17 protein-coding genes, 3 tRNA genes and 1 pseudogene are annotated in these 15,773 nt (G+C 37.2%); 8 read left to right on the forward strand and 13 right to left on the reverse strand.

Going from position 1 to position 15,773, the window contains the following annotated elements:
- Positions 1-35: 35 nt before the first annotated feature.
- The 4 genes and pseudogenes from QSG86_RS13970 to QSG86_RS13985 all read left to right on the forward strand — a co-directional run bounded on the left by QSG86_RS13970 (position 36) and on the right by QSG86_RS13985 (position 3,327).
- A complete protein-coding gene (locus QSG86_RS13970) occupies positions 36-1,271 on the forward strand; it encodes a pyridoxal phosphate-dependent aminotransferase (protein WP_317032060.1) in 1,236 nt (411 codons plus the stop codon).
- Positions 1,272-1,669: 398 nt separating this feature from the next.
- A complete protein-coding gene (gene gloB, locus QSG86_RS13975) occupies positions 1,670-2,401 on the forward strand; it encodes a hydroxyacylglutathione hydrolase (RefSeq protein ID WP_317032061.1) in 732 nt (243 codons plus the stop codon).
- Positions 2,402-2,480: 79 nt separating this feature from the next.
- Positions 2,481-2,743 (forward strand): annotated as a pseudogene (gene tnpA, locus QSG86_RS13980) (IS200/IS605 family transposase); the annotation flags it as partial.
- A gap of 380 nt (positions 2,744-3,123) precedes the next feature.
- Positions 3,124-3,327 (forward strand): hypothetical protein, encoded by a 204-nt coding sequence (locus tag QSG86_RS13985; RefSeq protein WP_317032062.1) that lies wholly within the window; start codon positions 3,124-3,126, stop codon positions 3,325-3,327.
- A gap of 125 nt (positions 3,328-3,452) precedes the next feature.
- Here QSG86_RS13985 and QSG86_RS13990 read toward each other — a convergent pair.
- The 5 genes from QSG86_RS13990 to QSG86_RS14010 form a co-directional block, all read right to left on the reverse strand.
- A tRNA-Leu gene (locus QSG86_RS13990) sits at positions 3,453-3,537 on the reverse strand.
- A gap of 35 nt (positions 3,538-3,572) precedes the next feature.
- Positions 3,573-3,646: transfer RNA gene (locus tag QSG86_RS13995), tRNA-Trp, on the reverse strand.
- Positions 3,647-3,677: 31 nt separating this feature from the next.
- Positions 3,678-3,762: transfer RNA gene (locus QSG86_RS14000), tRNA-Leu, on the reverse strand.
- Between the two features lie 107 nt (positions 3,763-3,869).
- Complete coding sequence (locus QSG86_RS14005) at positions 3,870-4,694, reverse strand: serine/threonine protein kinase (protein ID WP_317032063.1); 825 nt, start codon at positions 4,692-4,694, stop codon at positions 3,870-3,872.
- A complete protein-coding gene (locus QSG86_RS14010) occupies positions 4,666-6,180 on the reverse strand; it encodes a DUF3336 domain-containing protein (RefSeq protein ID WP_317032064.1) in 1,515 nt (504 codons plus the stop codon). Before QSG86_RS14010 ends, QSG86_RS14005 begins: the two co-directional genes overlap by 29 nt.
- Before the next feature lie 169 nt (positions 6,181-6,349).
- Between QSG86_RS14010 and QSG86_RS14015 the strand changes: the two genes are divergently transcribed.
- The 4 genes from QSG86_RS14015 (at position 6,350) to QSG86_RS14030 (ending at position 9,475) form a co-directional block, all read left to right on the forward strand.
- Entirely contained in the window at positions 6,350-7,234 is an 885-nt protein-coding gene (locus QSG86_RS14015; RefSeq protein WP_317032065.1) for an ATP-binding protein, read from the forward strand.
- A gap of 230 nt (positions 7,235-7,464) precedes the next feature.
- Entirely contained in the window at positions 7,465-7,788 is a 324-nt protein-coding gene (fdxA, locus tag QSG86_RS14020) for a ferredoxin FdxA (RefSeq protein WP_004973093.1), read from the forward strand.
- Between the two features lie 127 nt (positions 7,789-7,915).
- On the forward strand, positions 7,916-8,641 hold the full coding sequence (locus QSG86_RS14025; protein ID WP_317032066.1) for a D-Ala-D-Ala carboxypeptidase family metallohydrolase: 726 nt from the start codon (positions 7,916-7,918) through the stop codon (positions 8,639-8,641).
- A 168-nt stretch (positions 8,642-8,809) separates the two neighbouring features.
- Positions 8,810-9,475: an O-methyltransferase gene (locus QSG86_RS14030; protein WP_317032067.1), complete on the forward strand. Its 666-nt coding sequence runs from the start codon at positions 8,810-8,812 to the stop codon at positions 9,473-9,475.
- Between the two features lie 144 nt (positions 9,476-9,619).
- Here QSG86_RS14030 and QSG86_RS14035 read toward each other — a convergent pair whose 3' ends face one another.
- The 8 genes from QSG86_RS14035 to QSG86_RS14070 form a co-directional block, all read right to left on the reverse strand.
- Positions 9,620-10,462, reverse strand: a complete 843-nt coding sequence (locus tag QSG86_RS14035; RefSeq protein ID WP_317032068.1) for a universal stress protein — start codon at positions 10,460-10,462, stop codon at positions 9,620-9,622.
- A gap of 196 nt (positions 10,463-10,658) precedes the next feature.
- A complete protein-coding gene (locus tag QSG86_RS14040) occupies positions 10,659-11,273 on the reverse strand; it encodes an acyltransferase (protein WP_317032069.1) in 615 nt (204 codons plus the stop codon).
- Positions 11,270-11,869: a YigZ family protein gene (locus tag QSG86_RS14045; protein WP_317032070.1), complete on the reverse strand. Its 600-nt coding sequence runs from the start codon at positions 11,867-11,869 to the stop codon at positions 11,270-11,272. Before QSG86_RS14045 ends, QSG86_RS14040 begins: the two co-directional genes overlap by 4 nt.
- 225 nt (positions 11,870-12,094) lie before the next feature.
- Entirely contained in the window at positions 12,095-12,844 is a 750-nt protein-coding gene (gene lptB / locus QSG86_RS14050) for an LPS export ABC transporter ATP-binding protein (protein WP_317032071.1), read from the reverse strand.
- Positions 12,844-13,383, reverse strand: a complete 540-nt coding sequence (gene lptA, locus QSG86_RS14055) for a lipopolysaccharide transport periplasmic protein LptA (protein ID WP_410487473.1) — start codon at positions 13,381-13,383, stop codon at positions 12,844-12,846. The genes lptB and lptA overlap by 1 nt, the downstream gene beginning before the upstream one ends.
- A 16-nt stretch (positions 13,384-13,399) precedes the next feature.
- A complete protein-coding gene (lptC, locus tag QSG86_RS14060) occupies positions 13,400-13,942 on the reverse strand; it encodes an LPS export ABC transporter periplasmic protein LptC (RefSeq protein WP_317032588.1) in 543 nt (180 codons plus the stop codon).
- A 40-nt stretch (positions 13,943-13,982) separates the two neighbouring features.
- Complete coding sequence (locus QSG86_RS14065; protein ID WP_317032072.1) at positions 13,983-14,522, reverse strand: KdsC family phosphatase; 540 nt, start codon at positions 14,520-14,522, stop codon at positions 13,983-13,985.
- Complete coding sequence (locus QSG86_RS14070; RefSeq protein ID WP_317032073.1) at positions 14,523-15,515, reverse strand: KpsF/GutQ family sugar-phosphate isomerase; 993 nt, start codon at positions 15,513-15,515, stop codon at positions 14,523-14,525.
- Positions 15,516-15,773: the final 258 nt, after the last annotated feature.

Below are 15,773 nucleotides of genomic sequence, written 5' to 3' on the forward strand. Positions count from 1 at the left end.
TATTGGTCATCACTTCATTTTAATTGGATCGAATCATGTCCGTTATAGGTAACACTACAAAACGCGAAATTAAAAAATCATCTAAACTCGAGCATGTATGCTACGACATTCGCGGACCTGTGTTACGAGCGGCCAATGAGATGGAAGAAGCCGGTCATAAAATTATTAAGCTCAACATTGGTAATCCGGCCCCCTTCGGTTTTGAGGCACCTCAAGAAATTATTAATGATATCGCGCTTAATCTGCCGAATGCTGTTGGTTATACCGACTCAAAAGGCATTTTCCCTGCGCGTAAGGCGATTTGTCAGTATTATCAACAAAAAGGTATTCTCAATATGCATGTCAATGATGTGTATATTGGTAATGGTGTCTCCGAACTGATTGTTATGGCAATGCAAGGTCTATTAGATGATGGCGATGAAATGCTTATCCCGATGCCAGACTATCCACTATGGACAGCCGCGGTTAATTTATCTGGTGGTACCGCTATTCATTATAAATGTGATGAAGAAAATAGCTGGTATCCAGATATTGCCGATATGGAAAGCAAAATCACTCCAAATACACGTGGTATTGTGATTATCAACCCCAATAATCCAACAGGCTCTGTCTATCCTCGTCATGTTTTAGAACAAATTGTCGTACTAGCAAAAAAATATGATCTGATTTTATTTGCAGATGAAATTTATGACAAAATCGTCTACGACGGTATTGAGCATGTTGCTGTAGCTGCATTAGCGGGTGACCACCTCTGTGTCTCCTTTAATGGGTTATCAAAAGCCTATCGTATTGCTGGCTATCGTTCTGGTTGGATGGCAATTACAGGCAATAAATCGCGTGCTGCAGATTATATTGAAGGCCTAGACATGCTTGCTTCAATGCGTCTATGTGCCAATCACCAAGCACAATATGCCATTCAAACCGCACTCGGTGGTTATCAGTCGATTAATGATTTGATTCGCCCAGGTGGTCGTTTATATGAGCAACGTAATATTGCATGGCAAATGCTCAACGACATTCCTGGCGTAAGCTGTGTCAAGCCTGAAGGTGCAATGTACTGTTTTCCACGTCTAGATCCAAATATTTATCATATCGAAGATGATGAAAAACTCATGCTAGATTTTCTAAAAGCAGAAAAAGTATTATTGGTACAAGGCACTGGATTCAATTGGCCGACACCTGATCATTTCCGTGTGGTATTTTTACCAGCAGAAAATGAGTTACGCGAAGCACTAAAACGTTTAAGTCGTTTCTTGGCTAAAATGCGTTAATTGCTCCAATCGATGCCATTTAAGCATTGTTTTGCATCAACGACAAAACAATGCCATCACGATAATTATCCAAACATTTGTTAAATACGATAGCGTATCCAGCATACGCTATCCGTTACTTTTAACAACAATAACGCAGTCAGGCCTAAGCCAGCATCAAATATATTTCTTTACGACGATTACGCGTAAAATTTAAAATATTGAGTTGTAAAATAAGCACAAAAAAATAATACATCCAAAATAACATCAAGCTATGCTTCAGTCTGATATTTCTTTTATTACTGACAATTAAAGATGATTGCTTTAAATTTTGTGTTTTAACATCATTTTAAACACATGTATTTTTCAATAATAGGTTAAGCTAAACCACAAGGATTAATCAAAATGGAAACACTGCTATGCGTTTTAAAATTCATTATATTGATGTTAAAAATCAATTACAGAACTATATTTGGCTACTAGAAGATTCACACAGCAATGAGGTCATTGCGATTGATCCGACCGAAGCAGATTTGGTCACAGCCTTTTGTCATCAACATCATCTTAAACTCAGTCAAATTTGGCTCACCCATTGGCATAAAGATCATATTGGAGGTGTACCTAAACTGATTCAGAATCAAAATATTCCAGTCTATGGGCCACGACTCGAATTAAGTAAAATTCCTTTTATTACTCATCCGCTACAAAATCACGATCATCTACATTTTAATGAGCTTCAAATTGAAGTCATGGCGATCCCAGGTCACACTTTAGGACATATTGCCTATTTTATTGAGGAACTTGATGCCGTATTCTGTGGTGATACCTTATTTGCTATGGGCTGTGGACGTGTTTTTGAAGGTACATTTGAGCAAATGTATCAATCACTTAACCGACTAGCTGCATTACCCCCACAAACCAAAGTGTACTGTACACATGAATACACGCTAGCCAATGCCAAATTTGCTTTAAGTATAGAACCCGATAATCTTGAGCTTCAAACACGTTATGCTCAAGTTGAAGCCTTACGACTACTCAATCAAATCACCCTCCCCAGTACCATTGAAGAAGAATTACAAACCAATCCATTTTTACGTGCTAATGATCTAAATGATTTCCAACGACTCAGAGAATTAAAAGATCATTTTTAAGCATACAAGCTAAAGTCATCAACCGATGTAAGCAGAGATAAGCTGACTTACAGGCAATAACGATACAACACTGAGCTATGGTGAATCAGATCATATTCACCTGCTTCCCAGTACCCACCTATCGTTCAATTAAGTAAGTTTGTCAATAGTTTAAAATCAGTAACAAGTAGAAGAATACGGAATGAATTTTTAGACTTAAGAGGGAGTTATGCAAAACCTGCTTTAGGGTCACGGTCATATTTTGCAGGATCTTATGGTGGTGCTTCTTTGGAAATTATCAAGATATCAAGTAGATCATCATGTTTAGCATCCTCGATACTTTTAACCTGCTTCATCTTTTAGCTGATCAGCGATCATCATCTAGCAAACAAATATGCTAAATGATCGATAAAAATTAATTTTAAGGTTACGCTATACATCAGACGATATAAAATCACCCAATCACACTGCAATAAACAGCATTTGCTCACTGAATATTATTTAACAAAATATTTCATATTTAAATACGTCTTATATTGAATCAAAAACCAATTAATCTTATTAATTTAATTAAATTCAATATCTTAACAAATAAACAATTGGAAAAGAATGAATCATTCAGCAATCTCATTGTTGTTATTTTAGGCAACTTCATAATTAATTCACTTTTTCTGCAATTTTATACTTTAAAAAATACCATTCGGACCCTATAAATAATTGAACCATTGATAAGGAGTAATCTCGTGAAAAAAGTCGTTAAAGCCAAAAACCTTATTGCATTTCGTATTTGGTTAGAAAAATTAGGATACTCAGTTAAAACACTAGCAGATAATCGTGGATTTACATTTAGTTTTAAAAAAGAATATGGTTTAGTCACTTGTGAATTATCAGGTAATGCCTTGGCAGTTCAACTCGGTGAAGAATTCGAAGATCACTTGAAAGCATAAATAATATCTATCCAAGACGAGAATAACTTTTCAATTTATATTAAAGCTCACCAGCGATGAGCTTTTTTATTTTACTTTATTTTAGACAATAAAAAAGCAAGGTATTAACCTTGCTTTCATATTGATGGTGGGGACGGAGAGACTCGAACTCTCACACCTTGCGGCGCTGGAACCTAAATCCAGTGCGTCTACCAATTTCGCCACGTCCCCATCAGGGTACCAACATTATGTTGGATTTTTAAATTTGGCAGAGGATCAAGGATTCGAACCTTGACGAACGGTTTTGGAGACCGTCATGCTACCATTACACCAATCCTCTACAGCTTAACCTTAATTTTATTAAGGTTAATTGGTGGGGACGGAGAGACTCGAACTCTCACACCTCGCGGCGCTGGAACCTAAATCCAGTGCGTCTACCAATTTCGCCACGTCCCCGATGGCTGTGTATATTATAGAGATCACTTCATAATGACAAGCACTTTTTATAAAAAAATGAGTTGTTTGTTTAAATAAGAAACAAACTGCTATTTTTTGTTTTTTTCTTATACAATATCAAGGATTAAGCGCTTTTTTAATACCGAAAAGTCAACTGTGCGACGTAGCGGATCTTTCTGCAGCATCGCAGATAAAATACCATATAGACATTGAAACCTAGCAGGAAGTTCAATAATTAAAGATTGACAATGCAATATCGCCCATTGTTGATAACTTTTGGCAACTAAACGCTGTTGCGTCAACCACTCCAATAAAATAATCCCTAAAGCATAGACATCACTGGCATAGCTTTTTGCTGCATGTCGAAATAATTCTGGTGCCATATAGCGCGGCGTTGCTGTTAAATGCCCCTGCTGTGTTTGATTGACGTTAACACAATGTTCAAAATCAAATAATTTAACGCGCCCCAGTGCGAAAACAAAATGCTCTTTCTTTAAATCACCATGAATCCAGCCCTGCTGATGTAACCGCTCTAGTACCGCTAAAATTTGTAATAACTGATGAATCAATTCATCAAAGGATAAATCGTCTGGACTATGCTGAAATAAAGGTTGACTATGTGGAGTGATCAAGCAATCACAATCTGCAACCATGGCTGAATCCACTGCAGTAAACTGACAAATCGCATACGGCAATACAATCTCAGCCAAATGCTCATCAACTACAGACTGATAAAAATCTAATTCACGTTGAAAACCCAGTTGATATTGCGGATGGCCAGCAGCTTGGCATTTCAGCCAATAATGCTGCCCTTGATCTTGATATTCATACAAAAAACGGCCATATGCCAAGCTTTGAGCCGTACTTTTAAGCTGTAAATACTCGGTTCGAATGTTTATCGGTTTAAATTGGAATGAATTCAGAATTTGCATGTAACACTTTATTTTGTTGATACTTCAATAACTCTAGACAATGATGAATGGTTTTACCCACACGAGCATGCGCTTCTATGGATGAAATTTTTGGCCATGTTGCCTTTTCACCTTCATGTTGCAAGACTTTAAATACATCATGTTTAGGATTTTGCAGCATATAGCGATAATGTTTTAAATCAAAATCACCAATAATATTGACATCACCATAATAACGTTGATCAATCACACCATATCCTTGATCTAAAACGCGGCGTACAGGTGAAATTCCTTCAAATTGTTCGCGTGCAAAATCAAGAATACCTTTCGAAATGACTACCCCTTGTCGACGAATAATGCGCTCAGGCCAACTTAACACCCCTCTTTTATAACGCTCCTCATCTGACTGCATAAATGGAATAATATGCGGATTGACCTGTGAGGCAATGGTATAGTTGATATTATATAAACGTGCCATCATTTCTTGTGGAAAATCACTGCGTACACTACCATCTACCCATTTGGTATTGGCCATATAAGGTGTATAACGTCCATCATAACGTTTACTGGTCAGCTTAACAGGAGGAAAAAGAATAGGTACAGCACAAGATGCCAACACAGCACTCCAGACCAATAAATCTGGAGAAGTCAGCTTATTCATGATTCTGGCTTCTTGCGACGCATCATAAGGCGCAACAGCAACATTAATATGTAGTCCAGAACGTTCGTATGCTTCCTTAAATGTTAAATCACCCAAGTTTTGCTTTAAAAACCGTTTTAAAAATTTAACATCTGCCAAGCCACCATTGTCTTTTAAAATCGTACGCCAATCACGAAAATGAAATGCCTCTCCTAAAAAACGCTCACCATTCAGAATCGACTCAATCTCCGAGGGCTTGGATACACCTAGCATTGCAGCCATAATAGCGCCAGCGCTTGAACCAGAAAGGACTTTAGGCATCAAATCCTGCTCATACAATGCCTTACAAACACCTGTATGAAACAATCCTAAAGTCGCACCACCCGAAAACATAATCGCTGGCTGTCCATATGCGGCTTGACTATCCTGAAAAAATTTAATTTTTTGTTCAAGGCTAATCGTGCCACATTGATCTGAGGCAATAAATGCCAAACATTCACTCACCTGTGTAATATAATCTTCAATAATTTTTTTGGTGCCAGTAAAGCTTTGAGTAAATAACATAGGATGCGCAATATTGGCCACATCATAAGTTAATCCCTCATGCAGCAAATGGATCAAATCCAATGCGCGCTTTTCATGACGATAACGACGTAACAGATTGAGGCGATAAGAAATCACGGCTGCATCAAAATAAGGAGAAGCATTATCATACTTCCATGCAATTGCACCAGAAATCTCATCTATCTTCAGTGCTAAAGCCTTCCATTCTTCATAGCTTTGTGCATTTTTTATTTGATTTTTAAGTGATTTTAATGACCTTGCCTTATAGGGATTAACGTCTTTCGTCAAATCCTTTAATAACATAAACAACCTCTTCCATCTTTAAACCAGCAACTGCAGGGCTTAGTATCAATCATGATGCAGAATTTATGACAGAATATCATCTCAACACGCCAGCCAAGTAGTAAAGAATGTAAGTTTGTTATACATTCTATAACCAGTAATTTTAATGAGCAGATCAAGCTAAATACCTATGGCTACACTTCAACTACCCGATCCGATTATTGACTCACTTGCTGCTGTTTTACAGCAACTGCAACAAAGTTTACCCGCACTAAAACAAAACACAGACTTTTCTGCAATTGCTTATAAATGGCACAACAAACAATTGATTGCAATTGAAAACCCAAAAAAAATCTATTTAGATGATCTCAAAGGAATCGAACGACAAAAGCAAAAGATTATCCAAAATACAGAACAGTTCATTCATGGCTTTCCTGCCAATGATGTTTTACTAACAGGTTCCAGAGGTACTGGAAAATCCTCGATTGTTCGCGCTCTACTAACCGAATATCAATCACAAAATTTACGCCTGATTGAAATTGAGCGTGACGATTTATCTGACCTACCAGAAATCCAAAAATTGATTGCAATGCGGCCTGAAAAATATATTGTATATTGCGATGATCTTGCTTTTAATGCAGAAGATGAAAACTACAGAAGCTTAAAAAGTGTACTTGATGGGTCATTACAATCGGGATGTAACAACTTTATTATTTATGCAACCAGTAATCGACGTCATTTACTGCCTGAATTTATGCATGAAAACACTCCCACAACCAAAGTGGATGTGCCGCAATATACCGAGCTTCACCCACAAGAAGCCATTGAAGAAAAAATTTCTCTCTCTGATCGATTTGGATTATGGCTATCTTTTTATCCAATGGATCAAAATTTATATCTGGAAATTGTGCAACACTATCTGAATCAGCAGCAAGTAGATTATAACGCTGAAGTTCGTGCTGAAGCGTTAAGATGGTGCCAATCTCGTGGTCAACGTTCAGGGCGTGCAGCCTATCAGTTTTCCAAACACTGGGTCGGTAGCGAAAAATTAAAAAATATCGAGATCCAAGATTGATCCTACTGATGGTGGATTGTTTTGCATTACATCAACAGCACTTAAAGAAACATCGCGATTGTTTAAGTGCTGTAACTGAGAGTTATTATCATTGATCAGTAAAAATCATATATTAACGCCTTATTCATAGATTTAAATAATAAATATCAATAAAAGGAATTGTTTGTTGTGACCATTTTTGCCTAAAATAGGCTTTAGTTATTCAAGCCAAATTTTAGGTAGCTGTCGCCATGACATTTGTTGTCACAGAAAACTGTATTAAATGTAAATATCAAGACTGTGTAGAAGTTTGCCCTGTGGATTGTTTTTATGAAGGGCCTAACTTTCTTGTCATCAATCCAGATGAATGTATTGACTGCGCACTTTGTGAGCCTGAGTGCCCAGCGAATGCTATTTTTTCAGAAGATGAACTTCCTGAAGGTCAAGAAGTGTTTATTGAACTTAATGCAGAGCTATCACAGACCTGGCCAAATATCACGCAAATTGGTGACCAACCAGCAGATCGTGAAGAATGGAATGGGAAACCCGATAAATTACAATATCTAGAAAAGTAATACAAAGATCAGCATACGCTGATCTTTTTTTATAACCTTTATACACATTCACTTGCAATATTTCTGATCTTTAGTCATTGTTTTGCATTATTATAGTCGCGATATTAATAAACAACTGATTTATATAATGACGCATTTTCTGAAAGTCGTGCTTTCGTTCGGTGTTATTCCTTTTACTTTGATGAGCTGCTCTACCACTCCTCCCAAAGCACCATCCAAGACAAAACCTCAAAGTCAACGCATACATATATCATCACAGAATCAAGCAACATTTGAGCAAAGTGCTACTGCCAAAGTTATTCCCTATAGCTATAATGCATGGATGGCTGTCAGCAATAACTTATATCAGGTTCGTGAATATGAAAAATTTCTCGACCAAAATCAAGTCGGGAATATTGTCCCCAGTTATGAACTACTACGTTCAGCACGTGATTGGCAAAAATGCGGCCATGCAGAATATGAAGTGCCGCCACAAGAGCTATGGGCAAATCAAATTCCAACTTTAAAAGTGTTTAAATATTTAATTGCCTCACGAGTTCTCACTGACTTTACCGTAACTTCAGTTTATCGTAATTTGGCATTAAATCGTTGTGCTGGTGGTGCAGCATCATCAAGGCATGTGATGAATTCTGCAATCGACTTTAGAATTGGCCCCGAATATCCACAACCTGCTGACTATATGGATATTGAAAATACTAAATTCAGGTTATGTCGTTTCTGGTCTCAATATGGCCAAGCCTTAAATATGGGACTCGGTTTATATGCATCGGGTCAAATTCATATTGATACTCAAGGTTATCGTACATGGGGGCCGGATACTTCTCGCCAATCATCCATGTGTGTGTATGAGTAAAGCATTGCGCTAATGTGATTTAAATCTTGATGATGACATTGCGCATGCCCATACTTTAACCGTTTTGTTGGCTACGATTTTAATCGAGCAAAGATCACGCTATTTTTAAAATTGCAGTCCGGTCAGAAAAGTATAAAATGCATGCATCGCAACAAAGGTGGCAAGACTATGCAAGAAATGTGGACGGAAATAGATCAGTTTATTGATTCACATTTAATTCCTGAAGATCCTATTTTACAACAAACCTTAGATTATACAGCTGAACAGGGCTTCCCTGACCATCTGGCTGTTGCCGCCAATCAAGGTATGTTGCTACAAATGTTAATTCAAATGAATCAGTCTAAACGTATTTTAGAACTTGGTACATTTGCAGCATACAGTACAGTCTGGCTAGCACGTGCGCTTGCTGAAGACGGCTATGTGTTAACGATCGAAGGGCGTGATACCCACGCAGCACTCGCTCAAGAAAATATTGATCGTGCACAATTATCAGCAACCATTGAATTAAAAGTTGGACGAGCTGCAGAAATACTACGCTCACTACCAGTAGATACCATACCTTTTGATTTTATTTTTATTGATGCAGACAAGCAAAGTTATCCTGAATATTTAGAACTCAGTTTAAAATATGCACGTGCTGGAACCGTAATTGTACTGGATAATGTGATTCGTGCAGGTGAAATTTTAAATCCTGAAAATAAAAAACCAAGTATTGAAGGTATTCGCAGTTTATTTCAGCAGATGCAAAATCATCCAAAAATTTTATCATGTACTGCATTACAGACCGTGGGTAGTAAAGGTCATGATGGTTTTGCGATCGCGATTGTGAAGTAATCAGGTCGACACGAATAAAAAATAATCTTGTTTTATTTTTTATTAAATATCAAATAGATATAGCTTGTATCCATAGAGTTATCCACAGTTTATGAGGATAACTCTAACCCAAAGTTTTCAGTAAAAGTAAATAAAACAACCCGACTATTTTATCACCAACAAAGGTACTGCAACATTTCTAAAAATTGTTGTGGTAATACTACCTAAGAAAAACTGATGAATTTTACTGTGACTGAATGCACCCATCACAATTAATTGAATACCATGCTCGCGCTGATAACTTAAAATATGCTCTGCCACATCACCATATCGATATTCAGTCACGACATCCAAGCCCGCTTCAGCAAGATAATGTGCGGGTTCATCTAAAATTTCTGGATGATCACCCACATATAATAAATGACATTGTAATAATCTTAATAAGTCTGATTGTGCAATACGCTTCATCATTTTAACGCAGGTCGGAGAATACTCATATGCAAAAATGAATCGTGTTGGTGGTTTAAAGGTATCACTTACCGTCATGACGGTACAGTTTGCACCTCGTATCAGATTTTCAACATTACTCCCCAAGGTTTTGTTACGCTCAGCAGAACGCTCACCCAGTCGTCCAATTACGGCAATATCATCTTCGCGGAAAACAGCAAAGCTTTCTTCTAGAAAATCACCTTTTTCTTGAATATGTATTGCATCTATACCATGCTTGTCTTTAATGATTTTTGAAATATAATCCAATAAGTTATTACTATAATCTAAAGCCAACTCACTTTGCTTTTGCTCAAGCTCTGCGAGCTCTTTGAGTAGCATCGCATTACTTTCAAAACCAATGACCCCACTAATTTCCCCCAAATGATAACTGGCTGGATAATAATCCAAAACTTGTAACAATACTAATTCTCGATGGGTTTTCATTGCAATCCATGCCGCAGCATCAGCAAGTGCATAAATACATGGTGATGAATCTATACAGGCAATGACACGTTTCATAAGCATTTCCTCCAGAATTAATTTAATTATTCATTCATCATTATTTGATTCAAGTTAGCATATTTATAGATTTTATTTTATATAAAGCAAAATTTTTTTATGTTATTTTTCATTATATCAACATGTTATATTTTGACATGACGCTACAAAATTGAAGCAATAATAGCAATATCACATCGTTGTATGGCACTATAACCTAATCCCTGAAACGAATAAATTGGGCTGGATTTCCCGCGACTACGGTCGCTTCAGCAACATTTTTCGTCACCATACTATTCATTCCCACAATAGCATGTTTTGCGATATGTATACCATCTTTCACCCCAACATGCGCACCTAACCACACATCTTGATCAATCGTAATCCCCTGTGAACGAACAGCCTGTTGATAAATTGGCTGCTTTAAGTCCATGCCATGATCAAAAGCATATAAATGGCAATAGGCCGCAATACGAACTTGATTGGCAATACGAATACCCGCCCGACCACCATCTAAAATACAGTGATGATTAATTGCAACTTCATGACCTATATGTAATGGGCCATGTAGCACACTGTCTGCCGCAATAAAACTATCATCACCAATGACAATATTTCGTCCTGGTTCAGCAAAAATATGTGCCAAAGGTGAAATAAAACAATTTTTACCAATCTGAATGGTTTCCATTTCCATCAAATAAGCCTGATATTCTTGCTGCCATGCTTCAGCCCAAATCCGATGTTTGGGTTTTAAACGCCAATATAACCAAGGCATGTAATTTAAACGATGTTGATGTTGCTCGCGATACTTTAATAACCGATCTTCATTCATATCACATCGCCTTCATCATCAATTTTGAGTTGCACTCGACCACGGCTGATATCTTGCAATTTTATTGTAAAAAAATCGATATGCTCTAGACAGAGCAATGCTGTAATTTCAACACCTTCGGCTGTATATATTTCCTGATACTCAACCTGATGATGATTTAATTCATACTGTAAAATTGGCCATTCATTAAACCAACAAGAAAAACTCACTTGTTTTTTAACAATTAATTCTATTTTATCTGCCAGTAATAAACTTTTCCCAGCACAGCCACCATAAGCACGCACCAAACCGCCTGTCCCTAATTTAATGCCACCATACCAGCGATTGACGAGCACCAGCACATTCGTTAAATCTTGACCTTCAATCATTGCCAATATAGGACGTCCTGCTGTTCCTGATGGCTCACCATCATCATTAAACTTGACTTGGTGACCAATTTTCCATGCCCAGCATTGATGGGTTGTGGTCGGATCTTTATATTTTTCCAGACATAATTTGACTGCCTGTTCATGTTCAACAGGCATGGCAAGTGCTTGAAAGCGACTTTTTTTTATTTCTTCTTCGAAACAAACTAAACTTAAAATCGTAAATGGCATATTAGAAAATATTACAATATATCAAAGAGCTGTGACTTAGCTAAATTCCATCTCAAGCAAAATAAAAAAGCCTCTCTGATCATAAAAGGCTTTTTTATGCTGTTGATTATGGATAAATTTAAACCTTGCTATAAAAATAATGAATAATTTAAAGACCCACTTTAAACTCAATTTACTCTTTATCGCTGTTTAAATTTTAGGTGTTTTTAAGCAATTCTATCTGTATTACACCATAAAATCTTCGCCCAGATAAACTTGTCGAACGACTTCATTATTCAATATTTCACTTGGCGTACCTTCAGCAATGACTGCACCCTCGCTGACAATATAAGCACGTTCACAAATCGTTAATGTTTCTCGTACGTTATGATCAGTAATTAACACACCAATACCACGATCTTTAAGTGTACTAATGATATCTTTGATATCACCCACTGAAATTGGATCAACACCAGCAAAAGGCTCATCCAATAGCATGAATTTAGGATCTGCTGCCAATGCTCTGGCAATCTCTGCGCGACGTCTTTCGCCACCAGAAACACTCATTCCCAGTGAGTCTTTGATATGAGTAATTTTAAAATCACTCAGTAACTCATGTAAGCGTTGCTGACGTTGCTGTTTATTGAGATCCTTACGTGTTTCTAGAATCGCCATAATATTTTCAGCAATGGTTAATTTTCTAAAAATTGAGGCTTCTTGTGGTAAATAGCCAATACCTTTACGAGCACGTTCATGCATAGCAAGCTGAGAAATATCTAAATCATCCAGATGAATTTCACCTTTATCCATACGCACTAAGCCAACAACCATGTAAAAACTTGTGGTTTTCCCAGCACCATTAGGGCCTAAAAGCCCCACAATTTCACCACTTCTCATGGTAAAAGAAACATCTTTAACCACCCAGCGCTTACTATAATTTTTTGCTAAATGCTTAATACATAAGATTTGCACCGTATCTTGTTGTTGTTTTTCCATTAATCACGCGCCCCTGGGAATGATTTAGACGCTGAAGGTGGAATAACCATTTGCACACGACCACTCGATGAACCCGTTTTATTTGGTGTACCTAAGGCTTCAATATCACCCTTATTCATACTATAACGTAATACACCACCTTTAATACTTGAACCATCTTGCTCCAATGACGCATTTCCTGTTAGGGTAATAATACCCGTGTCAGCATTATAAACAATTTGCTGAGCACTACCTTTGGCCAATCCTTTAGCAGGATCTGTTTTCTGCTGAAAATACGCTGGACTACCCTTGGCAGTAATCGTCTGAATTTCTTTTTTAGCATTAAAGTTAGCCACAATGCTATTGGCCTGTAGACGCATAGTACCTTGGGTAATAATGACATTACCAGAATAGGTATTCACCCCTGTTTTCTCATTAAAGGTCAGTTTATCAGCAACTAAATTAATCGGTTGTTGACGATCTGAGGGTAATGCAAAAACAGCATTACTCATCATTAATGCCAAGCCTACAGCGACAGTTTGCTTTAAACACATTTTCATATATGTAAGCTTAGTCTTATGGTTCATATGTTCCTCTAACAGAAAAAAGCTCGTATTGACCACTATTTAAATTTGCTTTTAGTCCTTGACTAATTAATTTAGATTGTGGACTGTCAATCATAACTTGTTTATCAGTTTCGATTTCTTTGGTCTTTGGAAAACCAGTAAGTTCAGTGGTGGTCAGAATCATTTTACCTGATGGAAGAAATCGGGTTGCAATCACCTGATCGGATAAAACAATACGTTGATTATCATCATAGCCATACGCCACTTTGGCATAAAAGGTACCATCAACCTTATCATTTTCATAGGTTTGCGCATTCAAATTGTCAAATTGAGATGTATGCTTTAAATCATCTTGCATTAAACGATCGACTTGCGCTTTAACACTGACCTGACCTTGTTCATTAGTCTGAATTAAATTAATCTTTTCAGCAGAATAGGTCATACTTCTTGCAGAATCTACTTCAAGTTTATTACTTTTACCACTGTAATAATAATATCCTGCACTAAATGATCCAACCACTAATGCAATGATATATAAATTTTTAGTATCAATCATATCGACTATTTAACTCAGATATTGCAATGACATAGCATCATCTCGGAAGTGCTGTATATTCAGCGAGTAACTCGGTGTACATATCTTTGGCCATTAAGATCATATCGCATACTTCACGTACTGCACCTCGACCACCTTGCGCTTGTGTCACCAAATCTGCACGACGACGTACTTCAACATGACCATTTGGTACAGTAACTTTCATTCCTGCAATCGCAAATGCAGATAAATCCGGCCAATCATCCCCCATATACAAGCAATCTTCAGGCAATAAATTAAAATTCGCACATGCTTCTTTTAATGCCACGCCTTTGTCTTCACGGCCTTGAAATACCAAGTCTACACCTAAATCTGCCATACGTTTTTCAACAATATGACTTTGGCGACCAGTGATAATAATCACTTTTACATCAGCACGTTGTACCAATTTCATACCAAGACCATCACGAATATCGAATGATTTTATTTCATCACCCGAATTCGTCAAAGTCACAAAACCATCACTTAAAATGCCATCTACATCTAAAACGAGTGCTTTAATATGACGTGCCTGCTCTAGCAAAATATAAGATGCCATTTAATTTACCCCAGCACGAATTAAATCATGCATACTAATTACACCAACGACCTGATTCACATCATTTACGACAACAAACTGATTAATATTTTTATCCTTTAATGCTTCTAAAGCTTGAACTGCTTTAGCGTGTGGAGAAATCGTAAATGGTTGTTTGATCATGACCTCACAAACAGGTAAATTTACATCAAAACCTTGTTGCTTATCAATCAAACGACGTAAATCACCGTCGGTAAAAATACCCAATAAATAGTTATGTTCATCCACGACAGTGGTTAAACCCAATCGTTTACTCGAGATTTCATATAAAACCTGATTCATTGGTGTATTGGGTGAAACTCGAGGGAGCTCTTCTTCGGTATGCATCAAATGTTGTACATCCAATAATAAGCGTTTACCTAATGCACCTGCTGGATGAGAACGAGCAAAATCATCTGCAGTAAAACCGCGCGCATCCAATAAAGCAACAGCCAAAGCGTCACCTAAGGCCAAAGTTGCAGTGGTACTGGATGTTGGCGCCAATCCCAGTGGACATGCTTCATGAATTTCACCTAAGGTTAATGCAACGTCAGCATTTTGCGGCATAGGGCCTGTGGCATCCGCACTAATGGTAATCAAAGGAACCGCCAAGTGCTTAATCAAAGGCATTAACATCATGATTTCATCACTTTTACCCGAGTTAGAAATCGCAATTAAAACATCACCACGGACTAACATGCCAAGATCACCATGGCCAGCTTCACCTGGATGCATAAAAAATGAAGGGGTTCCTGTAGATGCAAAAGTTGCTGCCATTTTGCGGCCAATATGCCCTGATTTTCCCATACCGGTAATTACTAAGCGGCCTTGACACTTTAAAATAATTTCACAAGCCCGACTAAAACGATCATCGATCTGATCTGCCAAAACGGTCAATGCATGTTCTTCAATCTTTAACGTTTCTAAAGCTACAGCTTGGAAATTAATCGAATTAAACTTATTTTCAGCGTTCAACTTTTTATCCTATAAAAATGACAGGAACATCAACATTTCAAGATATTCTCATTGTCACAATTTTAACAGATCTATGCAATTAGACAGTTCAAATATTAAAAATAAAAAACATATATTTGTAAATCTTCACGATGATGATCACGATAGTTAAAGTCGATCTACTGCTTAATGAACAGGAAATATGCAGCTACTCGCATCACAGCATAGCTACTTAATTTAAATCATTCTATTGGCTCATTTTATGGCTTTATTATTTCC

Source organism: Acinetobacter sp. SAAs474, assembly GCF_032823475.1.
GTDB lineage: Bacteria > Pseudomonadota > Gammaproteobacteria > Pseudomonadales > Moraxellaceae > Acinetobacter.